Below are 22,177 nucleotides of genomic sequence, written 5' to 3'. Positions count from 1 at the left end.
CTTCTTAATCCGTTGACGCTTCGATCGCCATGACTTGCGGCGACCCTACATTCGATTCGAGCCCGCGAACGCGTTCTCTGGCATCCTCCATTTCACCGCGCGAACAGACATGCGTCACGATCGCGATCGGCGCAGCGCCATTCTCGTCGGCCGAATCCTGGAGCAGCTTGTCGACTGATACGCCGCTCTCGGCAAGCGCTTCGGTCAATTCGGCAAGGGCGCCTGCACGGTCTGCCAAACGAACGCGCAGGAAATAGGCCGATTTCTCATCAGGCTTGGCAAAGACGAATTTCCTGACGTCGTGATGTTCGGCCCGGCCAAAGGCCGGACGGGCAATCGGATTGAACAGCTTTGCCACATCGCCCATCACCGCGCTCGCCGTCGGCCCGGGCCCGGCACCCGGACCAGTCAGCGTCACTGCGCCAAGCGGCTCACCCTCGATGCGGACCGTGTTCAGGCTGCCATTGACCCGCGCCAGCGGATGACCGGTCGGCATGGCCAGCGGTTCGACCCGGCAGACAACGCCGGCATCTGTAATCTTGCCTTCGGCGATCAGCTTGATGCGCAGGCCCAGCCGGTCGGCAAGGTCGAGGTCGAGCAGCTCCAGCTCATCAACGCCGCGCACGGACACTTTTGAGAAATCGAGGTCGGCGGAGAAGGCAATTGCCGCCAGGATCGCCGCCTTGTGGGCAGCGTCCATGCCCGACACGTCCAGCGTCGGATCGGCTTCTGCAAAGCCGAGCCGCTGCGCCTCGGCCAGCACGACCTCGTAAGGACGCCGTGTGGTCAGCATTTCGCTGAGCAGGAAGTTGCAGGTTCCGTTCAGGATGCCTGTCACGCGCTTTACATCGACGCCAGCCAGCGAGTCGCGCAGGACGCGCACCACCGGCACACCGCCCGCCACAGCCGCTTCGAACAGCAGATCGACATCGTTCTCGCGCGCAAGCTCGGCCAGCTCCTGGCCGTGCATGGCAATCAGCGCCTTGTTGGCCGTGATCACCGCCTTGCCGGATTTCAACGCCGTCTCGACGGCCACCTTGGCCGGTCCATCCGATCCGCCGATCAGCTCGACGAAGACATTGATGCTGTCATCGGCGGCGAGCTTCGAGGCATCGTCGAACCAGGCGTACCCATCGGTCGAAACCGGACGGTTGCGATTGCGATTGCGCGCCGTGACGCCAGCAATCTCAACCTTGCCCGGCAGCCGCAGCGTCTCCTGTTTCTGGACGAGATCGATCAGCCCGCACCCGACATGGCCAAGTCCGGCGATCCCCAGTTTCAGTGTCTTCAAACTCCTTGCCCTCCGGCCCGCAACTCATGAACGGCGCCCCTGCTATCAGTTTCCTGCGCCTGAAGGAACCGCTTGATGTTGCGCGCGGCCTGCCGGATGCGCTGTTCATTCTCAACAAGCGCGATCCGCACATAGCCGTCCCCACGTTCGCCAAAACCGGCGCCGGGGGCGACAGCGACGCTCGCCTCATTGATCAGCTTGAGTGCGAAGTCGACGCTGCTCATATGCTTGCATGCTTCAGGCAGCGGCGCCCAACAGAACATCGACGCCGATGGCACGGGAACGTCCCAGCCGGCCCGGCCGAAACTCTCGACCAGCGTATCGCGCCGTGCGCGGTAAATCTGGCGGGTCTCCTCGACACAGTCCTGCGGACCGTCGAGGGCCGCGCAGGCGGCGACCTGGATCGGCGTGTAGGCGCCATAGTCGAGATAGGATTTGACCCGGGCGAGTGCGGCGATCAGCCGCTCGTTTCCGGCGGCGAACCCGATCCGCCAGCCGGCCATCGAATAGGTCTTCGACATGGTCGTGGTCTCGACGGCGATATCCCTGGCGCCGTCGACCTGCAGGATCGAAGGCGGCGGGTCGTCGAAATAAATCTCGTTATAGGCCAGGTCCGACAGGATCCAGATGTCGTGCTTCTTCGCGATCCGGACCGCTTCCTTGTAGAAGTCCAGGTCTGCGACAGCGGCGGTCGGATTGGATGGATAGCATAGCACCATCGCGGTCGGCGGCGGCACGCTGTAGCGGATCGCATGTTCGATATTGGCGAGATACTGCTCAGGCGTCTGCGCGGGTACGCCGCGGATCGACGCGCCGGCAATGATGAAGCCGAAAGAGTGCAGCGGGTAGGACGGGTCCGGCGCAAGGATCACGTCCCCCGGGGCCGAAATCGCCTGGGCGAGGTTGGCAAACCCTTCCTTTGAGCCAAGCGTCACGACCACTTCGCGGTCCTTGTCCAGCGTTACGCCGAACCGGCGCTCATAGTATTTCACGAGCGAGCGGCGCAGGCCGGCAATGCCGCGCGAGGCCGAATAGCCATTCACGTCCGGCTTGCGGGCCGTCTCGCAAAGCTTGTCCACGATATGCTTGGGGGTCGGCAGGTCCGGATTGCCCATGCCGAGGTCGATAATGTCCGCGCCCTCTGCCCGCAGCGCCGCCTTGCGGCGGTTCACCTGTTCGAAGACGTAAGGCGGCAGGCGCCTGATCTTGTAAAATTCACCCGGCATGGGCGGTCTCCTGAGTGGTCGGTTTGGGGCAGTAATTCAGTTCTTATAGTCTAGCGGCGCGCGCGAGGGCGATCAAAACGCGCTTTTAGCAGGGCAATCTGCTGATCCGTCAAGAAATCAGCTGGAGTATCGCGCGCATCGACGCGCTGGCGGATTTCCGCAGCCCACTGCATCATCATCGCTGGTGTGAGGTATGACGGCTCGGATCGCGGGTTGGCGTAGAAGGCCTCGCGAATGGCTTTCTGTTCTGCCGCGCTCTTGACCAGCCCGGTCTGGCGCACCTGGTAAGTTCCGTCAGATGGCACAGTATTCAGCTTGGGATAGCCCCTGCCCTGAAACTCCTGCTTGCGTGCCTCATACCAGTCCGGCGCCGCTTCGCGCAGCTCTGAAATCCTGTCCATGGAGCCTGCACATCCGGCAAGCAGGGCACATATCAGCACGGCAGTTAGGCGCATCTGGCGGTTTTTCCCGTCTCGTTGGTGATTCCTAAAACGTTTCATCTCTATATGTGATGATGTAGATTGGCGATAATAAGGTGATGGAAGTTCAGAAGATATGCAGGACAGGGAAAACAGCACATTAAACGCCATCCTGTCAGAGCAGTCTCCTGAACAGCTGCAGGCGATCGGCATGGCCCTCGCTGAAGCAGCTGTTGAGTCGCAGGCGATCCTGACGGAAGTGATGACGCAAGGGCGCCCCATGAGCGGCGCGATGAATGGCCAGGCCGACCCGCATGGCCTGATGGACACCTATGGCAAGCTCGGCCGGTCCCTGGCGACCAATCCGAGCGCCATGCTCAATGCCAATCTCGATCTCTGGATGGGCTGGGTGAACCTCTGGAAGGAGTTCGCCACCGGGGAAATCAGCGCGCCCCAGGACAAGCGCTTTTCCGATCCCGAATGGTCAGCCAATCCGGCCTTCGAATTCATGCGCCGGGCCTATGAGCTGAATGCCGACTGGATGATGTCGATCATGAACTCGGCCGACGACCTGTCGGTAGCCGACAAGCGCAAGGCGCAGTTCTATACCCGCCAGACGGTTGATGCGCTTTCGCCGACCAATTTCTTCGCGACCAACCCGGCGGCCCTGAAGGCGATGCTTGAAACGGGCGGACAGAGCCTCGTCGAGGGACTTCGCAATGCGCGCAAGGACCTGCAGAGGGGCGGCGGCAAGCTGTCGATCAGCCAGTCGGACGAAACCCCGTTCGAAGTCGGCAAGAACCTCGCGACCTCGCCGGGCAAGGTTGTTTACCGCAATCCGCTGATCGAGCTGCTGCAGTTCGAGCCGTCGACGAAGTCTGTTCACGCCCGGCCGCTGCTGATCTTCCCGCCCTGGATCAACAAGTACTACATCCTCGACCTGCGCGAGGAAAACTCGATGATCCGGTGGCTCACCGAGCAGGGCATCACCGTCTTCGTCGTGTCCTGGCGCTCGGCAGATGAGGAGACCAAGGACTATACCTGGGACGACTATGTGAAGAATGGCGTGCTCGCCGCACTTCATGAAGCAACGACCCAGACCGGTTCGGACTCCGTCAATGCCGTCGGTTACTGTATCGGCGGCACGCTGCTGACCAGCGCGCTGGCCTATATGGGAAAGACCGGCGACAAGCGGATCAATTCAGCCACTTATTTCGCCTCTCAATCGGACTTCACCGATGCCGGCGACCTCATGGTCTTCACCGACGAGAATGCGCGCGCCCAGATCGACGCGATAATCGAGGACAATGACGGCATCATGCCGGGCTCGGTCATGGCCGAGACGTTCAACTGGCTGCGGCCGGTCGATCTCGTCTGGCGCTACGTGGTCGACAATTACATGCTGGGCAAGAAGCCCCGCCCCTTCGACCTGCTCTACTGGAACTCCGACCAGACGAATATTCCGGGCCATATCCACCAGACCTATCTGAACGCTCTCTATGGCCGCAATGAACTGGCAGAGGGCAAGTTCAAGGTGTTCGGCGAGACGGTGAACATGGGGGATATCAAGATCCCCGTGACGATCCAGGCGAGCCGCGAAGACCATATCTGCCCATGGCACTCCATCTATCGCGCGGCCCGCAAGTTCGGCGGCGACGTCAATTTCGTGCTGGCCGGATCGGGACACATTGCCGGCGTGGTAAACCATCCGCGAGCGGAGAAATATCAGCACTGGACCAATCCGGACCTGCCCGCCACGCCGGAAGCCTGGCTCACGGGCGCCGAAGAGACCAAAGGCTCCTGGTGGCCGAGCTGGCTCGAATGGCTGGAGCCCAAATCGGGTGAGATGGTCCCGGCGAACCCCGTGCCCGACCGCAAGCTGGGCGCGGCGCCCGGCACCTATGTGAAAATGCGCCTCAGCGCCATCTCGGCAGGAGCGAAGCCGGATACGACCTATTGCGATCCGTTCGAGGCCCCAAAACCCGCCCCGGCCAAGAAACCTGCGGCCGCCCGCAAACCTGCGGCCAGCCGGAAATCGACAGCCGCGTCAAAGCCAGCGGCTGCCAGCCGTCCGAAGACCGCAGCCGCTTCGAAGAAAACAACGAGCAAGACAGCCGCGCCCGCAAGGAAGAAGACTGCAGCTTCGAACAGCAAGCCGAAGTCCACAAAACCCGCTGCCAAGAAGGCATCGCCGGCCAAGAAAGCCTCATCCGGCGCAAAGGCCGCGCCTGCGAAGAAGAAGGCACCCGCCTCGAAGAGCAAGGCGGGCAAGTCCGGTCAGGGGAAGAGCGGCAGAAGCACGTCCAACCCGAGCGCCTGATCCCAGCCCATCATCAGGTTGAGGTTCTGGATTGCCTGGCCGCTTGAGCCTTTGACGAGATTGTCGATCACACCGAACACGATTACCCGGCCGGATGCCCGGTCCGGAAAGACGCCGATCCGGCACTCATTCGTGCCACGCACATGGCGCGTATCCGGCGGCGGTGAGCCGAGCGGCAGGACACTCACGAAGGGCTGGCTCTTATAGGCCTGCACCAGGGCCGCATGAATCGCGTCTGCATCCCCGCGCAAATGGCAGGTCACCATTTCGCCGCGCGCCATCGGGATGAGGTGCGGGGTGAACGTCACCTCGACCGAATTGTCACCGGACATCAGCCGCAGTTCCTGCTCGATCTCCGGCGTATGCCGGTGGGTGCCCACGCCATAGGCATGGACGCCTTCGGTCACCTCGCAGAACAGGTTTCCTTCCTTCAGGCCACGGCCAGCCCCGGATGCCCCGGACTTGGCGTCGATGATGATCGTGTCCGTATCGATGACGAGCGGGTTCATCAGCGGCAGAAGGACGAGCAGGACCGCGGTCGGGTAGCAGCCCGGACACGCCACGAGGTCGGCCCCGGCGATCTTTTCGGCATAAAGCTCGCTGAGCCCGTAGACGGCATTGGCAGTCCGCTCTGGCGCAAGGTGCTCGCGGCCATAGGCAGCCGAATAGGCCTTCGCATCACGGAAACGGTAGTCAGCAGACAGGTCGACCACTTTCACATGCGATGGAAGCGTCTCGATCAGGTCCTGGCTGGTGCCATGCGGCAGACAGCCGAACGCCACGTCCACCTCGTCCCAGCGAACATCATCCGACGTCACAACATCGAGGTCATAGGCCCCTGAAAGGTGCGGAAAAATTTCCGACAGGCGCTTGCCCGCCAGCGCGTTGCCAGTGGCCGCGACAACTTCGACCTTCGGATGGTTCCGGAGCAGGCGCACAGTCTCTGCGCCAGTGTATCCGGATGCGCCGAGTATGGCGGCTTTCAGAACGGATTGAGTCATGGCCCTCCCCTCTCATGCTTTCAGGCAAAGAAAAAGGGCGCTCCCGGAAAGAAGCGCCCTTTCGAACAATCTGGTTGCCCGTACGGCCTAGCGCTTCGAGAACTGGAAGCTGCGGCGTGCTTTCGCACGGCCATACTTCTTGCGCTCGACCGTCCGCGGGTCGCGGGTCATGAAGCCGAACGGCTTCAGGACGGCACGCAGGCCCGGCTCATAATTGACCAGAGCGCGGGCAATCCCGTGACGAACGGCGCCAGCCTGACCCGAAAGGCCCGAGCCCTTCACCGTGCAGATGACGTCGAACTGGGTGCGGCGGTCCGCTTCAACCAGCGGCTGTTCAATCACCATGCGCAGCACCGGGCGAGCGAAATACTGCTCCTGGTCCTTGCCGTTGACGGTGATCTTGCCGGTGCCCGGCTTGATCCAGACGCGGGCGGTGGCCGACTTGCGGCGGCCGGTACCATAGGCGCGGCCAAGCTCGTCGATCTTCGGCTCAACAACCACAGCCTCTTCGGCCGCAGCTTCACCACCGGTGACGGATTTCAGGTCTTCAAGCGAATTGGCTGTATCGGACATGGTGATCAGTCGACTCTCTGATTCTTTTCATTCATCGACGCGAAGTCGACGGATTCTGGTTTCTGGGCTTCATGCGGATGCTCGGCGCCGGCATAGACGCGCAGCTTCGACAGCTGCTGGCGGGCCAGCGGGCTTTCACCCGGCATCATCCGCTTGACGGCGAGCTCGATGGCCCGCTCCGGGAAACGGCCAGACAGGATCTTGCCGGCCGTCGTTTCCTTGATTCCACCCGGATATCCGGTGTGGCGATAATAGGTTTTGTCGCGAAGCTTGTTGCCGGTGAAACGGGCCTTCTCCGCATTGATGATGACGATGTGATCGCCGGTATCGATGTGCGGCGTAAAGTCAGCGCGATGCTTGCCCCGCAGCCGCTTGGCGACATATGAAGCAAGACGACCGACAACGACATCTGTCGCATCGATGACGATCCACTTGTTCTCCACGTCAGCTGGTGCGTTATAAGTCTTCATTGCTCCTCGGGAGCCTCTCATTCGGAGTGTTGGAATATGTTCAAGCGCCCGCGTTTAAGCGCGCAGACCTTCCCTGTCAACGCAGGGATCGCCGGTTTCCTGCTTTTCTATGCCGCGTCTTGCTCAGGTCCGCAAGAGCCCGAACAACCGGCGCCGGAGTCTGGCGTTACAGAAGCGCCCGGCACGGCTGAAACGACAGATCAGGCCGCCACAGAACCCGATACGCTGCCCGCCGTCTGGATGACGCGGGAGCTCGACTTCCCGGTCAGAAGCATTGGCCTTGCCGGCGGCGCCGGCTCGACATTCGCCGTCGCTTATGATGGCGCCGGCCTCCAGGTCTTCAACTTCGACGGCGAGCGCATTTCCGAAGTATCCGACCACGACGTCGCCGCGCTCGCCCAGGGCCGCTACATGATGCTGTCCGGCACTCCGGTCACGCTCTATCCCGGCATCGATGCCGAGGGCGAGCTGAAAGTCTGGCTGCATGGCGGGGGCATCCAACCGGCCATAGAGTATGACCTTCGCGGCGCCGAAGGCTCTTCGCTCGCCGGCATCTGCGCCGCCGAGCCAGCCGACCGCGACTCAGCCCTGCTGCGCATCGCCTACTGGACCGAAGCATCCCCGGCGGTGCTCGAAATTGGTGATCTCGTCGAAAGCGGTGGCGAGCTTGAGTGGCAGAAGAGCAGTGATGTCTCAGTCAGCGAACCCATCGAAGCCTGCACCTTTATTGCAGACCAGCCGCAGACCTTCGCCGAGCCGGTGGCCGGGGCTTCCGGGCTCAAACGCCTCGGCCGTGAGACGCTCGTGACACTCGGCGCCGATGGCCGGCTCGATGTCAGCGTCGATGGCGGCGATGTGACCCGCTATGACGTCATCGACGGGATCACCGTCGTGGTGCCCGACCAGCCGAAAGCCATTGCCGCGACCGGCGATGCCCGCAGCGGAGGCTATCCCGGCGGGCTGATCGTACTGGGCGGCGATATTGAGCCGGGCGACCACCGGGTCGTCATGGTCGACCCGAGCAAGGTTACGCTGACGCCGCTGACTGAGGCTGCTGTCGGGCAGTAAGCCAGACCAGCCTTACGGACGCCACGAACACGGCGACGCCTAGCGCCTGGTGCAGGATGGCGAGTTTCAGCGGCGCGCCGTTCACCAGCGTAATGATTCCCCATGCCGCTTGCAGCGTGACCAGCGTTGCAAGCGTCGCGAACTCCCGTGCGCCCGGCTTGCCATACCGCATGACCAGGACGGCCAGTGACAGGCCCCATATGACATAAGCCAGAAGGCGGTGATTGAATTGCGTCGCTTCGCGCCCTTCGAACAGGCTGCGCAGACCAAGCTCGGCATGGAAATAGTGAGACGGCACAAGTTCGCCAGCCATGAGCGGCCAGTCGGTATAGGTCCGCCCGGCATCGAGCCCGGCGACCAGCGCGCCGCTCGCCATCTGCAGGAAGATCAGGCCGAGCATCAGCACCGACACCAGCTTCAGCCGCGATGAGACGGCGAGCCCTTCCCGTCTGCCAAGGTCAAGCCACAGCCAGACCGTATACCCGATGATCACCAGCGCGAGGACGAAATGGGTCGCCAGCCTGTAGGGCGCGACATCCAGCCGGTCGGTCTCCCCTATCCCGCTGGACACCATCCACCAGCCAATCGCACCTTGCAGGCCACCCAGCGCGATCAGGCCCAGAAGGTGGCCCGCGAGCGGCTTCGTCAGCCAGCCCTTCAGCCAGAACCAGGCAAAGCCACCAATGGCGACGAGGCCGATCAGCCGGCCGAACAGTCGATGGCCCCATTCCCACCAGTAGATGTACTGGAACTCGGCCATCGTCATGTTGAAATTCTGCTGCTGGAATTCGGTGGTCTGCTGGTACTTCGCAAATTCGCTCGCCCAGGCGTCCGCGCCGATGGGTGGCAGGGCGCCGCTGATCGGGTCCCACTCGGTAATCGACAGGCCGGAATCGGTCAGGCGTGTCATCCCGCCAATCAGGATCATGGCGTAGACCATGACGGCAATCAGGATCAGCCAGCGGCGAATCCAGAGTGCGGCGATATCACTTTTTGCAGCTTGCCTCATGCGCCCCTATCTGACGTGAACCACCGCATCTGCAAGCGGCCAAGGCGTCGCATCCCGCAGTTTGTTGCAGTTGAAGGAGAAGACATTGCGCAAGATCGTCGCCGGAATCACCCTGCTTGCCTTCATCGCACTGTGGATATTCCTCGCGGCCACCATCGGCACGCGCATCACAGGCGCGCCGGATTGGCTGCAGCTGGTCTTCTATGTCATTGCCGGGGTCGCCTGGGTCATCCCGCTGCGCCCGCTGATGCGCTGGATGAATTCGCGCCCGTCCTGATCAGCTGTCCTTGGGCTTGTCGGGATCGTCGGACAGGCTGCTCGCCTTCCGCCTGAGACGCGCAAACATCTCGGCCGGGTCATTGCGGCGCGGATCGTCCGGGTCGAGATCATCGGTACCGGTTTCGTCGTCAGCCTCGACTGTCGCCTCAGCTTCGGTCTCGCTGCTGCCTGGTTTCGCGTCGTCCTTATCCTCGTCCCCCTTGAAGGCTTCAGCCACTTCCGGCGGAAGCGTATCGGCGACCGGTTCCTCATCTTCATATTCCGGCGCAGGCGGCCTGAACCCATCGGCAGTTACGCCAGTCAGGTCGATCAGCGCCGTCTCGCCGCCAATCAGCGTCCGGCCCGGCTCAACCAGGATCTTGCCTTCCAGCGGCACAAAGACATCACACCAGCCACCCAGCCGGCGCGTGCCGATGGTCTTGCCGGCGGTAACCCGGTCTCCCGCGTCCGCGCGCGTTTCAAGGCGCGGCCCGAGACCGCCTGTCGCGACACGCAGGCCGACCGGAACGGAATCGCCTTCTATCGCGAAGTACAGCACTTCCAGGCCGGCGGAATCTGGCTGCATCGCTGCGAAGGCTTCGGCGGCGCCTTCCTCACGAACGAGGTGATCGATGGTGCCCTCGACCGGGGCGTGGATGTTGTTCGAGGAGAAAGGCGAGGATGAAATCCGCACCCGCATGGCCGGCTCGCTCATGCGAAGCTCCTCTGGCGGATCGGCTTCCTCGATCGAGACGACGACCCCATCGCAGGGTGCGATCACGAGGCCGGGCTCGTCAGGGCTGACGCGTTCGGCTGTGCGGGTTGCGAAAAGCAGGACAAGGCCAGGAATGAAGGCCAGCCAGAAAAGCGGGCCCCACAGCATGCCGAGCAGGATGCCGAGCAACCATGCCGCGAGAAAGCCGACAATGCCTTCCAGGTCGAACCCGCTCTGGAACCAGGGAAATGTCCTGTCTGCGACTGACTTGCTCTTCTTGGCCATCTTGTCCTTCCGTAATCCTATTCGGCGACAGCAGCGAGTTTGTCCCTCGCGGCCTGGCGCTCCCACATGCGGGCATAGGTGCCATCTTGAGCTAAAAGCCTAGCATGAGACCCGCGTTCCACGATACGGCCTTCTTCAAGAACGATAATTTCGTCCGAGTTCTGCACGGTTGAGAGGCGGTGCGCGACCGTCAGCGTCGTCCGCCCCTTCGCGGCCTCGTCGAGCGCGTCCTGCACGGCCGCCTCAGTTGCGCTGTCGAGCGCTGATGTCGCTTCATCAAGGACGAGGACCGCCGGATCGGCCAGAATGACGCGCGCAATTCCGACACGCTGCTTCTCGCCACCCGACAGCTTCAGACCGCGTTCGCCGACTCGCGTTTCCCAGCCATCCGGCAGGGACTGAATAAACGGAAGCAGCTGGGCGCGCCGGGCGGCATTCTCGAGATCCTCAAGGCTCGCATCGGGACGCGCATACGCAATGTTCGCGCGGATCGTGTCATTGAACAGGACGACATCCTGCGGCACCAGGCCGAGCGCGCCGCGCAGGGAGGCCTGGGTCAGGTCCCGCACATCCTGTCCATCGACCAGCACCGCGCCGTCATCCACATCGTAGAACCGGAACAAAAGCTTCAGCAGCGTGGACTTGCCAGCCCCGGACGTGCCGACAAAGGCGACCTTCTTGCCTGGCTCGACCTCGAAGGAGATGTCGCGGACGCCGACCGCTCTCGCATCATGGGTAAAGGCCACATTGCGGAACTCGACACGGCCCTCCGGATCGGTGAGCGCATGCGCGTCCGGCTTGTCGGCGACTTCCGGCACCATGCCGAGCAGCCCGTGCAGTTTTTCAAGGTCGACCGCGCCTTGCTTGATCTCGCGCCAGGCAAACCCGAGAATGTTCAGCGGCGCATAAAGGCTCAACAGGACCAGCATGACTGCCGTCAGGTCCCCGACCTCCATTGTGCCCTGCTTGTAGTTCCAGGCTGACAGCGCGAGCACGGCCAGCAGGCCGGCATTCATGATGAAAGCCTGGACCCCGTTCAGCAGGTACATGCTGCGCATCGCCTCGACATAGCGCTCATTGTAGCGCCGCATCGCATCGTCATAACGGCTGGTCTCGCGCTCTTCGGCGGCGAAAGCCTTGACGGTTTCGAAATTGGTCAGCGTGTCGATGGAGACCGCCCGCAACTCCGTGTCGGCCCGGTTCATCCGGCGGCGCTGGCGCACGCGCCATTCGGTGATGATCACCGTGGCAACGATATAGATGGCCACGGTGCCGACGGCGATCAGGGAGAGACGGATATCGTAGGCGACGCCGAGCGCGATGGCGGCCAGCGTCAGCCGCACGAAGGTCGGACCGATATTGAAGGCGAGGAACCGGATCAGATAGTCCACCGCCGAGGCCGCCCGCTCGATGACACGGTTCAGCGCGCCGGACCGGCGCGTCTGGTGAAAGGCCAGCGACAGGGACTGGGCATGGCCGAACGCATCGACGCAGGCGATCCGCTGCGCATCCTGGCTGACCGGGCTGAACAGCGCGTCGCGCGCCTGCGGCAAGGCGGCGGCGAGAAAGCGAAGGCCGATAGCCAATGCGATCCAGGCCAGCGCCACCATGAGCGGCTGCGCCTCGGCGCCTTCCCGCCCGGCCACCTTGTTGATCGCATCGCCAAGGATGATGGGCGAGATGACTTCCAGCACAGCGGCGGCCAGCGTCAGCACGATGGCAATCCCCATGACGGGGCGCCATTTCGACAGTTCCGGCCGCCAGAGCAGCTTCAGAATGCGCGCTATGGACTGCCCCAGGCCGCCATCCGCGCTGTCGATCTTGTCATTGTCGGGTTCACCAGCCATCGTCTTCATGGGCGCCATATGGGGCCAAATGCAGCTTAGGAACAGAGGATTACTGGCACGAATCCCTGCATCACGATACATGCCCTGCCGTCGATCTTGAGGAAGACAGAATGCCGAAGCTGAAATCCATCTGTGTCTATTGCGGTTCCTCGAACGAGGTGAAGCCGGCCTATATCGAGCTGGCGCGGGCGCTTGGACGCAGCCTCGCGCAGCAGGATCTCAAGCTCGTCTATGGCGGCGGCGGCGTCGGCCTGATGGGGGCGTGCGCCCGGGCCGTTCACGAGGCTGGCGGCGAAGTCCTTGGAATCATGCCGAAATTCCTGCTCCAGAAGGAACGCATCTTCGAGGATGTCGAGCATCGCATCGTCGACGACATGCACACCCGCAAGCAGATGATGTTCGATGAGAGCGATGCCTTCATTGTCCTGCCCGGCGGCATCGGCACGCTTGAGGAAGCTGTTGAAATGCTGAGCTGGGCGCGCCTCGGCCTGCATGCCAAGCCAATGGCCTTTCTCGACGAGGACGGCTTCTGGTCGCCCTTCTTCGAACTGATGGATCACATCATCGACGGCAAGTTCACACCGGAAGAGTTCCGGGCCTGTCTCGTCCACGAGAAAACGCCCGAAGGCGCGCTCTCAGCCCTTCGGGACCGCGTCATCGTGATGGACAGCTAGGCCTTCAGGCTTTCGACAGACGCCGGACCACGGCCTCACGCCCGATCAGCGGCAGGATGACGCCCATGTCCGGGCCATGCTCCTGGCCGGTGAGCGCCTTGCGCAGCGGCATGAACAGGCCGCGCCCCTTGCGGCCCGAGGCCTCTTTCAGCGCGCCCGTCCAGTTTTTCCACGTCTCGGAATTGATCTCGCCCTCCGGCAGCAGATCAGATGCCTGCTTGATGAAGTCCTGGTCCTCGGCATCGACGATGGGCTCGATCTGGCCATAGGCGATATCCGCGAAATCCTTCGCATCGTTCACCGTCTGGCAGTTCTCACGCACGGCAAGCCAGAAGCGCTCATTGGCCGCTTCCGGCGAGATCGCCTCCAGCTGCGCCTTCACCGCTTCGAATGGCATGGCGTGAACAAGCGTCGCGTTCAGCGCCAGCAGGTCCCGCTCGTCGAACTTTGCCGGCGCCCGGCCGATCTTCGAGAAGGCAAACTCCGATGCAAGCACGTCAAGCGAGTCGCGCGCCTCGATATTGTCGCTCGTGCCGAGCTTGGCGAGATGCGAGAGGATCGCCATCGGGAAGATGCCGCGCGCTTCGAGCGTGTCCATGCTGAGCGAACCGAGCCGCTTGGAAAACGCCCCGCCCTCGGCATCGACCAGGAGCGGCGTGTGCGCCATGTCGGGCGCTGTCCCGCCAAGCGCCTTGAAGATTTCAATCTGGGCGCCGGAATTGGTGACGTGGTCCTCGCCGCGCACGACATGCGTGATCTTCGCATCGATATCATCGACCACCGACGGCAGCGTATAGAGATAGGAGCCGTCCTCGCGGATCAGAACCGGGTCCGACACGCTGGCTGTATCAATGCTTTGCGGGCCGCGCACCAGGTCGTTCCATTCGACGCGCTCGCCAGACAATTTGAAACGCCAGTGCGGCTTGCGGCCTTCGGCTTCGTATTTCGCCTTGTCCTCATCGGTGAGGTTCAGCGCCGCGCGGTCATAGACCGGCGGGCGCCCGCGCGAGAGCGCTATCTTGCGCTTGCGGTCGAGCTCGTCTGCGGTCTCGTAGCAGGCATAGAGCAGGCCCATGTCGCGCAGCTTGTCGGCTGCGGCGTCATACATGCCGAAGCGCTTAGACTGGTTGAACGTGTCGTCCCAGACGAGGCCGAGCCAGGTCAGGTCCGCCTTCAGCCCGTCTTCATAGGCTTGCGTCGAGCGTTCGGTATCGGTGTCGTCGATCCGCAGGATGAACGTCCCGCCCTGCCCCTTGGCGAACAGCCAGTTGATCAGTGCGGTGCGGACATTGCCGACATGGAGCTTGCCGGTCGGAGACGGCGCGAAACGGACTATGGGTGAAGACATCAATCGTCCCTGAAACGGTTCGTGATCGGATATCGGCGGTCGCGGCCGAAATTCTTGCCGCCGACCTTCGCGCCGGGCGGCGCCTGCCTACGCTTGTATTCGGCAAGATACAAGAGATGCTCGATCCGTTTGACAGTCGCCTCGTCATGACCGCGAGCCATGATGTCGCGAATGTCCTCTTCATTATCGACAAGACCGCGCAGGATGTCGTCGAGCGTGTCGTAAGGCGGCAGCGAATCCTCGTCCTTCTGGTCCGCCCGCAACTCGGCGGATGGCGGCTTGGTGATGATGCGCTCTGGGATGACCTCGCCGGCCGGACCGAGCGCGCCTTTCGGATGATGCTCGTTGCGCCAGCGCGACAGGGCGAAGACTTCCGTCTTGTAGAAGTCCTTCAGCGGGTTGTAGCCGCCGCACATGTCGCCATAGAGCGTCGCATAGCCGACCGCCATTTCGGACTTGTTGCCGGTGGTGACCACCATGTGGCCGAACTTGTTCGACAGCGCCATCAGCGTCACGCCGCGCAGGCGCGACTGGATGTTTTCCTCCGTCGTGTCCGGCTGGGTTTCGGCAAAGGCATCGCCCAGCATCTCATCCATCGCGCTGACGCCCGGGGCGATATTGATGATGTCATAGCGCACACCCAGCATTCCCGCGCAGAGCTTGGCGTCCTCAAGGCTTTCGGACGAGGTGTATTTCGACGGCATCATCACGCACCAGACCCGCTCAGGGCCGAGCGCATCGACGGCGATGGCCGCCGTCAGCGCGCTGTCGATGCCGCCTGATAAGCCGATCACAACGCCCGGAAACCGGTTCTTGTTGACGTAGTCTCCAAGCGCCAGCGTCGCTGCGCGGTATTCCATGTGCCAGCCATCATGATCGAGCCGGCAGCCGCGATCCTTCAGGATGAAGCGTTTGGCCTCGATATCGAACTCGGTCAGCTCCGTGCCGGCTTCGAACTGTCCGATGAGGCCGCAGCGCTCGCCATGGGTGGAGTTGGTGGCATAGGAACCGCCGTCGAAAACCAGCTCATCCTGTCCGCCGACCTGGTTGACGAAGAGGTATGGCAGGCCGAGCCCGCTCCAGCGGTCGAAGGCTTCGGCGCGTTCAGCATGGATGCTGCGCCGCCATGGCGAGCCGTTCGGAACGATCAGAAGGTCCGCGCCCGCCTCTTTCGCCGCCTTCGGCACGCGTTCGAACCAAACATCCTCGCAGATGGCGAGACCGATCTTCACGCCTTTCAGCTCGACGACGCACGCCGGCGAGCGGCCCTTTTCGAACAGGCGCTGCTCGTCGAATACGCCATAATTGGGCAGTTCCTGCTTGTCATAGCGCGCAGAGATCCGGCCGCCTTCGCAATAGATGATGGAATTGAACAGGCCATCATCCTGCCAGGGCGACCCGATGATACAGGCGGGCCGCTCTGCGGTTTCGCTGGCCAGCTTGCGGACCGCTTCCATGCAGTCTTCGACGGCGCTTGGCTTCAGGACGAGATCTTCCGGCGGATAGCCGAGGATCAGCATTTCCGCGAATACGACGAGGTCAGCGCCTTTTTCAGCGCCTTCCTTCAGGGCCGCACGTGCCAGTTCGAGGTTGCCGTCAATGTCGCCGACAATCGGGTTTAGCTGGGCGGTCAGAATCTTCAGCGTCTTCGTCATTCCGCTCACTTAAAGAGCGTTGTCAGCGCTGCAAAGCCCCTAGAAGGGTGTCACAGACACGATGCACCTGATCTTCGGAGAGATAGGGGTGCATTGGCAGGCTGAGAACTTCGCGCGACGCACGCTCACATTCGGGCAGGCCGCGGGCCGGCGCGAACTGCTCGAAGGCCGGCATCTGGTGGATCGGCGTGTCGTAATAGATCGCCGTCGGAATGCCTGCTTCGGAGAGCTTGGCACGAACCGCATCGCGGTCCGGTACGCGCACCGTATAGAGGCCGTAGGCCGGCTCGTCGCCCTGCTTCACGCTCTGCGTTTCGACTTTCCCGGCAAGGCGCTGGTCGTAGACACTCGCAGCCACGATCCGGCGCTGGCGCTCGGCTTCGAAAATGTCGAGCTTTTCCGACACCACGGCGCACTGGATCGAATCGCACCGGCCATTGATGCCTACGCGGATCGATTCCTTGCGATTGTCGCCCGTCCCATGCCAGCGGATGGAGCGCAGCAAGTCGCCCATCTCCTTGTCGCGCACCAGGATCGCGCCGCCATCGCCATAGCCGCCGAGCGTCTTTGTCGGATAGAAGCTGGTGGCCGAAATCTCCGCCAGCGTGCCGATCCACTTGCCCTCCTGCTTGCCGCCAAACGACTGCGCAGCGTCAGCGACGATCCTCAGGCCATGCGCGTCGGCAACCTCCTGGATTGCGGTGTAATTGGCGGGAAGGCCGTAAAGGTCGACCGGGATGACCGCTCGCGCCCTGAGATTGCGGGTCCCTTTTACGCGCTGGATCTTCCGCTCCAGGTCTTCGGGATCCATGTTGAAGGTGCCCGGATCGATGTCGACCAGGACTGGCGTCGCCCCGGCGAGGAGCACGGCGTTTGCCGTCGCATTATAGGTAAAGCCCGGAATGAAGACCGCGTCGCCATGGCCATAGCCGAGCGCGATCAGCGGCATGACAAGCGCCTGCGTACCGGAACCAACGGCAACGGCATCGGCCGCGCCGGTGAATTCGCAGAGCTTGGCCTCGCATTCATCGACTTCCGGTCCGCCAATATAGCGGCCGTGGTCGAGGATCGTCGTCCAGCGCTGCTCAAGCGCAGGCCGGATCGTCGCCTGCTGGGCCTTCAGGTCAAAGAACTGGATCGGCGCATCGGCGGGAAGGTCGATCATCTTTTCGGCAGCGGCCATGGCTCAGGCTCCAATCGTCTGAAGAGCGGTCTGTTCAATGAGCTCGGCAAGCCGCACCGCTTCGGCAGCTTCCCGGCCGGGAATGGGGGTTGGCCGCTCGCCGAGGCAGGCGGCAAAGAAGGCTTCGTCGGCAGCGCCAAGCGAATCGGGCAGCACCTCGGAGACATCGGCCCGGATCGTATAGGGCGTGGAGTTCTCGACCTTCCGGGTCAGGAAATCGACCGAAATCGTGCCCGAGGGATAGGTCACTGTCATCGCGCGCCGGCGCTCGGGCGCCGCGCGGCTCGCCTTGATCACGGCGCTGGCGCCGGAGGGAAATTCGAGATCGGCCACCGCTTCATCGATATGCGGAGTGTGATGGCGCCGCCCTTCGCCGTGGGCCTTCGCGTCCGTACCGGCGAGCGTGACCGCAATGTCGATGTCGTGGATCATCAGGTCCCAGATGACGGAGACGTCACCGGCCCGGCCTTCCGGCGATGGCGGCCCTTCGCGAACGGACTCGATCGCAATCGGCGATTCATCGATCTCGTAGAACCCCATCGCCTCGAGCACGAGGCGCTCCTGATGGCCCACCTGGAGGACGAGGCGGTTGCTGTCGGCCAGTGCAGCAAGCGCCTTGGCACCGGCGCCGTGCAGGGCCAGCGGCTTTTCCACGAGCACGTGAAGCCCGGCCTGGAGTGCGCCTTCGACAACCGCTTCATGATAGGTGGCCGGACACGCCACCAGAACGGCATCGCAGCTTGCGTGCAGGTCGGCCTCGCTCTTGAACGTGGACGTCCCGTGTTTTTCGGCCAGCGCTTCTGCCCGCGCCTGGTCGGGATCGAAAATGCCGGTGAACCGGGTTTTCGCCGACGCGGCAATCTTGTTGGCGTGATAACCGCCAAATACACCTGCCCCGACCAGCCCGACTTTCAGATACGCCATTCTACACTCCAGTTTGGCTCCCCATCACACCGCTTTGGTGGTGCACGCAACTGGCGTCTTCAGCCGCGTTCATCAAAGAGTCTTGCGAAATCTTACCGGTTCGCCTTCACAGGGGCCGCCCTCTCCTCCATCTGTGTTGTCAAACATAAGCAGGAGGAACAATGATGCCGTCAATCAAATCAAAGGAATGGTCGCTCGCAAACCGCCCCGTCGGAATGCCGAAGCTCTCCGATTTCGGGATGCGGGAAACAGACGCCCCCGAACCCGGCAATGGCGAGATACAGGTGCGCAATTCCTGGATGTCGGTCGACCCATACATGCGCGGCCGGATGTATGACCGCGAAAGCTACGTCCCGCCCTTCCAGATCGGCGAAACGCTCCAGGGCGGCGCTGTCGGCACCGTCGTCGCGTCTAAGCATCCCGACTATGCCGAGGGCGACCTTGTCGTCTCGATGGCAGGCTGGCGCGAAGCCTGGACGGCAGCGCCCGAGAGCGTGATGGCGAACAAGGTTCCAAAGACAGGTCTGCCCGATTCCGCCCTGCTCGGCGTGGCCGGCATGCCGGGCCTGACAGCCTATGCCGGCATTCTCCGCGTTGCTGAACTGAAGGAAGGCGACACGGTCTTCGTATCGGGCGCGGCCGGCGCGGTCGGCTCGACGGTGGTCCAGATCGCCAAGATCAAGGGCTGCACCGTGATCGGGTCCGCGGGCGGCACTGAAAAATGCAAACTTGTCAAGGAGTTGGGCGCCGATCATGTGATCGACTACAAGCAGCATGACACCTACGACTCCCTGCTGGGCGCGCTCAGGGCCGCCGCCCCGAAAGGCATCGATGTCTACTTCGACAATGTCGGCGGCGATCACCTGCAGGCCGCGATCGAATGCGCCCGACCGATGGGCCGGTTCGCGATCTGCGGCATGATCAGCCAGTACAATGACACCGAACCCCGGCCCGGCCCGAACAACATCATCCAGGTCGTCGGCAAGCAGCTCACCCTGCGCGGCTTCATCGTGTCGTCGCATGTTGATCTGCAGCCGCAATTCCTTCAGGACATGGCCGGCTGGATTCAGTCCGGCAAGATGAAGTTCGAAGAGACGGTCATGGAAGGGATCGAGACGGCGCCCGAGGCGTTCCTCGGCCTGTTCCAGGGGCGCAACAAGGGCAAGATGCTCGTCAAGCTCACCTGACTGTCCAGTACCTTGATGGAGCCTGGCCATGGCGCGCCTGTTCGACGCCTATATCATTGTTGACTGGAGCGCGGCGAGCAAACCGGCGCAGGGAGCCAATTCCGTCTGGATTGGCGCCCTCGCCCGGGATGCGCGCCTGAAATTCCAGTTTCAGGCCGCCAATCCATCCACGCGCCTTGCCGCCCGCGACATGATCGCCGGCCTCGCCGAACGCTTTATCTCGCGCGGTGACAAGGTGCTGATCGGTTTCGATTTCAGCCTCGGCTATCCGGCCGGGACCGCCGAGGCGATCGGCCTTAAAACCGACGGCACGCCGGCCTGGCTGGCCATGCACGAGCATCTGTCGTCCAAGGTGAAGGAAAAGGCCGACAATTCGAACACCCGGTTCGCCATCGCCGCGGGCCTGAACTATGCCATGACCAAGGGGCCGCTTCCCTTCTGGGGCGCACCTGCCCGCGATCAGATCCAGACGCTTTCCGGCACCAAGGGCGACTTTGCGAAATCACCCGTTGCCGAGTACCGGATCTGCGAGGAATGGGTCAGAAAAACTCAACGATCGAAGCCGAAATCGAGCTGGCAGCTTTACGGCGCGGGCTCCGTCGGCAGCCAGGCGCTGCTCGGCATTCCGACCGTCCAGGCGCTGAGAAAGACGCTGCCGAAATCGGCCATCTGGCCGTTCGAGACCGGCTTCGAGGCCTTCGATGCGGAGGCGCTCACGGACACCGACATCGTCTTTGCGGAAGTTTATCCGTCGCTCGTTTCCGCGAAGCCCGAAACCGGCGAAGTCGCCGATCAGGCGCAGGTCCGCGCACTCGCCCACCACTATTACGGATTGGACGAATCCGGAAAACTCGGTGCGCTTTTCGGCCCTCCGGAAGGGCTTGACAGCACACTTATCCCCAAAATTGTCGGGGAAGAAGGCTGGATTCTGTTGAAATAGCCCGTGGTTATTGGGTTTTCGGGCTATTTACCCCCTCCGAATCGTGTAGAAGACGAGCGCGGCAAGATATCGCCGTAAGCTAAAAGGAGAGCCCAATGAACAAGGGTGAACTTACCAAGGCCGTCGCAGAATCGGCTGGCATGTCTCAAGCAGACGCCGGCAAGGCGGTCGACGCTGTTTTCGACACCATCTCTGGCGCCGTGAAAAGCCGCAAGCAGGTGGCCATCGCTGGCTTCGGCACCTTCCACGCCAAGACCCGTGGTGCTCGTGAAGGCCGTAACCCGGCAACGGGTGAAACCATTCAGATTCCTGAGAAGACCTCAGGCGCCTTCAAGCCGGCATCGGCCCTGAAGGACATCTAAACTAAACTCTCCCGTGAGGGGACTTTAGACTGTTTGGCGGCGCGCTGGTCTCAACCGGCGCGCCGCTTTCATTTCAAGCAGGCCGGTTTGCAGCAGCCCGGCAATCATCGAGGCGATCAGCACGCCCTGCATCATGCCCATCGCGCCGCCGCCCTGATAGAGCCCAAAATACCAGGTCGCCGGAATCATGATCAGGAAGTACGAGCCAAGATGGATAAAGGTCGGCGTCCAGATGACGTTCTGCGCCCGCAGCGCCATCGAGGCGACGTTCTGCAACCCGTCGAAAACAATGACGAAGGCGGTGAAGCCGACCAGCGGAATGAGCTCCGGCCGGATCGAGACGCCCGCCACCTCCGCTTCGGACTTCACCAGCAAGCCGGCGAGCGGTGCCTGGAAGGTGTAGACAATGATACCCAGCACCACGCCAATGATGACCCCGGCCACGATGCCGAGGCGCGAAGCTTCACGCACCTCATCTGCATTCTTGCGGCCATAGGCTTCAGCCACCCGCACGCTCGTTGCGGTGCCAAGGCCAAGAAAGGCCATGAAGCAGAAGCCGATGACGTGGATCGACATGCCGTAGACCGTCGTTGCGGCCGTGCTGATCCAGGTCGCGATCACAAAGGTGAAATTGAACCCGCCCCATTCGGCGATGTTCGACACAGCCATGCCGTAGCCGACCGAGAACTGCCGCCGGTTTTCCTCGGGCGGGCCTTCCGGCGAAGGCTTGAAGCCGGGCGTGAACCACCAGACGGCGGGCAGGAAGAGGAGGACCAGGAACCAGCGCGTTCCAGTCGTCGCAATCGCGACGCCGTCCGCACCAAGCTTCGGCATGCCCCACCAGCCCGCCACGACGGCAAGGTCGATGACGAGATTGATCAGCACGCCGGCATACATGATGGCGGTCACGACCAGCGGACGGCGTAGCGCCTCAAGGTAAGAGCCGGCAACATGGGTGAGCATGTGCCCGATCAGGCCGAAGCCGAGGATTTTCGATACCGACGCTGTGCCGCTCGCGACGCTTTCCTCAAAGCCGAACCCGCGGAACATCGGCCCGACGAGGAAGAAGATGGCGAGGGTCAGGACGCCGCCGAACCACAACGAAAACCGTATGCCGCGCCGGAAGATGCGCCCGCTCTCTTCGGCCTTGCCGACGCCGGCAAGCTCAGCGGTAAGCACCGAGACACCCATGAGCAGGCCAATGGTCAGCCCGAGCGAGACGCCGATGGGCAGCCAGGAGTTCAGAACAAAGGGCAGCTCACCCGGCGCATTCTGGCCGAGCACGATCACGTCGGTCAGGCCCATCAGCATCATCGCAGCACGCGAGACGGCAATCGGCCCTGACAGCCGCAACAGATCTGCAATGTCGGACGGCCGCGCCCAGGCGGGCCAGACCCGCCTGCGGTGCATGGCGCTGTCTCC

Annotated in this window: 21 protein-coding genes; 7 read left to right on the top strand and 14 right to left on the bottom strand. The window is 62.7% G+C overall.

Translation table 11 applies throughout. The features are described 5' to 3' along the window. Positions 1-4: 4 nt before the first annotated feature. Genes D1223_RS11585 through D1223_RS11575 form a run of 3 tightly spaced genes read right to left on the bottom strand, consistent with a single transcriptional unit; the run spans position 5 to position 3,107 of the window. Complete coding sequence (locus D1223_RS11585) at positions 5-1,291, bottom strand: homoserine dehydrogenase (RefSeq protein WP_119376590.1); 1,287 nt, start codon at positions 1,289-1,291, stop codon at positions 5-7. Continuing rightward, a complete protein-coding gene (locus D1223_RS11580; RefSeq protein ID WP_119376589.1) occupies positions 1,288-2,517 on the bottom strand; it encodes an LL-diaminopimelate aminotransferase in 1,230 nt (409 codons plus the stop codon). Before D1223_RS11580 ends, D1223_RS11585 begins: the two co-directional genes overlap by 4 nt. A gap of 50 nt (positions 2,518-2,567) precedes the next feature. After that, a complete protein-coding gene (locus tag D1223_RS11575) occupies positions 2,568-3,107 on the bottom strand; it encodes a hypothetical protein (protein WP_158588458.1) in 540 nt (179 codons plus the stop codon). Positions 3,108-3,147: 40 nt separating this feature from the next. Here D1223_RS11575 and phaC point away from each other — a divergent pair, with 40 nt between their 5' ends. Beyond that, positions 3,148-5,256: a PHA/PHB synthase family protein gene (phaC, locus tag D1223_RS11570; protein ID WP_233353134.1), complete on the top strand. Its 2,109-nt coding sequence runs from the start codon at positions 3,148-3,150 to the stop codon at positions 5,254-5,256. On the opposite strand, the gene argC is transcribed toward phaC, so the two are convergent. The 3 genes from argC to rplM form a co-directional block, all read right to left on the bottom strand. Next, the gene (gene argC, locus D1223_RS11565) at positions 5,214-6,257 is read right to left on the bottom strand and encodes an N-acetyl-gamma-glutamyl-phosphate reductase (RefSeq protein ID WP_119376586.1); all 1,044 of its coding nucleotides are present in this window, start codon (positions 6,255-6,257) and stop codon (positions 5,214-5,216) included. The genes phaC and argC overlap by 43 nt on opposite strands. A gap of 87 nt (positions 6,258-6,344) precedes the next feature. After that, on the bottom strand, positions 6,345-6,830 hold the full coding sequence (gene rpsI, locus D1223_RS11560) for a 30S ribosomal protein S9 (protein WP_119376585.1): 486 nt from the start codon (positions 6,828-6,830) through the stop codon (positions 6,345-6,347). A 5-nt stretch (positions 6,831-6,835) separates the two neighbouring features. Continuing rightward, positions 6,836-7,300, bottom strand: coding sequence for a 50S ribosomal protein L13 (gene rplM, locus D1223_RS11555; RefSeq protein WP_119376584.1), 465 nt, complete (start codon positions 7,298-7,300; stop codon positions 6,836-6,838). A gap of 36 nt (positions 7,301-7,336) precedes the next feature. Here rplM and D1223_RS11550 point away from each other — a divergent pair, with 36 nt between their 5' ends. Further along, positions 7,337-8,368: a hypothetical protein gene (locus D1223_RS11550; protein WP_119376583.1), complete on the top strand. Its 1,032-nt coding sequence runs from the start codon at positions 7,337-7,339 to the stop codon at positions 8,366-8,368. On the opposite strand, the gene D1223_RS11545 is transcribed toward D1223_RS11550, so the two are convergent. Next, entirely contained in the window at positions 8,328-9,377 is a 1,050-nt protein-coding gene (locus D1223_RS11545; RefSeq protein WP_119376582.1) for a COX15/CtaA family protein, read from the bottom strand. The two genes, D1223_RS11550 and D1223_RS11545, sit on opposite strands and share 41 nt — an antisense overlap. 85 nt (positions 9,378-9,462) lie before the next feature. Here D1223_RS11545 and D1223_RS11540 point away from each other — a divergent pair, with 85 nt between their 5' ends. Further along, entirely contained in the window at positions 9,463-9,654 is a 192-nt protein-coding gene (locus D1223_RS11540) for a DUF2842 domain-containing protein (protein WP_158586724.1), read from the top strand. Here D1223_RS11540 and D1223_RS11535 read toward each other — a convergent pair whose 3' ends face one another. Both D1223_RS11535 and D1223_RS11530 read right to left on the bottom strand, forming a co-directional pair. After that, a complete protein-coding gene (locus tag D1223_RS11535; protein ID WP_119376580.1) occupies positions 9,655-10,635 on the bottom strand; it encodes a phosphatidylserine decarboxylase in 981 nt (326 codons plus the stop codon). A gap of 17 nt (positions 10,636-10,652) precedes the next feature. Next, on the bottom strand, positions 10,653-12,491 hold the full coding sequence (locus D1223_RS11530; RefSeq protein ID WP_233353133.1) for an ABCB family ABC transporter ATP-binding protein/permease: 1,839 nt from the start codon (positions 12,489-12,491) through the stop codon (positions 10,653-10,655). Between the two features lie 101 nt (positions 12,492-12,592). On the opposite strand from D1223_RS11530, the gene D1223_RS11525 reads away from it, so the two are divergent. Continuing rightward, positions 12,593-13,156: an LOG family protein gene (locus tag D1223_RS11525; protein ID WP_119376578.1), complete on the top strand. Its 564-nt coding sequence runs from the start codon at positions 12,593-12,595 to the stop codon at positions 13,154-13,156. Between the two features lie 4 nt (positions 13,157-13,160). Here D1223_RS11525 and gltX read toward each other — a convergent pair whose 3' ends face one another. The 4 genes from gltX to D1223_RS11505 are packed head-to-tail and all read right to left on the bottom strand — an operon-like array spanning position 13,161 to position 18,266. Then, on the bottom strand, positions 13,161-14,504 hold the full coding sequence (gltX, locus tag D1223_RS11520; RefSeq protein ID WP_119376577.1) for a glutamate--tRNA ligase: 1,344 nt from the start codon (positions 14,502-14,504) through the stop codon (positions 13,161-13,163). After that, the gene (locus tag D1223_RS11515; RefSeq protein ID WP_119376576.1) at positions 14,504-16,159 is read right to left on the bottom strand and encodes an NAD+ synthase; all 1,656 of its coding nucleotides are present in this window, start codon (positions 16,157-16,159) and stop codon (positions 14,504-14,506) included. Before D1223_RS11515 ends, gltX begins: the two co-directional genes overlap by 1 nt. Positions 16,160-16,181: 22 nt before the next feature. Next, positions 16,182-17,342 carry a DegT/DnrJ/EryC1/StrS family aminotransferase gene (locus D1223_RS11510; RefSeq protein WP_119376575.1) on the bottom strand — a complete coding sequence of 387 codons (1,161 nt, stop codon included), beginning with the start codon at positions 17,340-17,342 and terminating at the stop codon, positions 16,182-16,184. Between the two features lie 3 nt (positions 17,343-17,345). Continuing rightward, complete coding sequence (locus tag D1223_RS11505; protein WP_119376574.1) at positions 17,346-18,266, bottom strand: Gfo/Idh/MocA family protein; 921 nt, start codon at positions 18,264-18,266, stop codon at positions 17,346-17,348. 164 nt (positions 18,267-18,430) lie between these two features. On the opposite strand from D1223_RS11505, the gene D1223_RS11500 reads away from it, so the two are divergent. From D1223_RS11500 to D1223_RS11490, 3 genes are all read left to right on the top strand, one after another. After that, positions 18,431-19,453, top strand: coding sequence for an NADP-dependent oxidoreductase (locus D1223_RS11500; protein WP_119377124.1), 1,023 nt, complete (start codon positions 18,431-18,433; stop codon positions 19,451-19,453). 28 nt (positions 19,454-19,481) lie between these two features. Then, the gene (locus D1223_RS11495; RefSeq protein WP_119376573.1) at positions 19,482-20,393 is read left to right on the top strand and encodes a hypothetical protein; all 912 of its coding nucleotides are present in this window, start codon (positions 19,482-19,484) and stop codon (positions 20,391-20,393) included. A gap of 95 nt (positions 20,394-20,488) precedes the next feature. Next, complete coding sequence (locus D1223_RS11490; protein ID WP_084393670.1) at positions 20,489-20,755, top strand: HU family DNA-binding protein; 267 nt, start codon at positions 20,489-20,491, stop codon at positions 20,753-20,755. Positions 20,756-20,779: 24 nt separating this feature from the next. Here D1223_RS11490 and D1223_RS11485 read toward each other — a convergent pair whose 3' ends face one another. Further along, positions 20,780-22,165, bottom strand: coding sequence for an MATE family efflux transporter (locus D1223_RS11485; protein ID WP_119376572.1), 1,386 nt, complete (start codon positions 22,163-22,165; stop codon positions 20,780-20,782). Positions 22,166-22,177: the final 12 nt, after the last annotated feature.

The sequence above is a fragment of the Henriciella mobilis genome (assembly GCF_003576285.1).
Lineage (GTDB): Bacteria > Pseudomonadota > Alphaproteobacteria > Caulobacterales > Hyphomonadaceae > Henriciella > Henriciella mobilis.
This window is presented reverse-complemented; position numbering and strand designations above follow the sequence as displayed.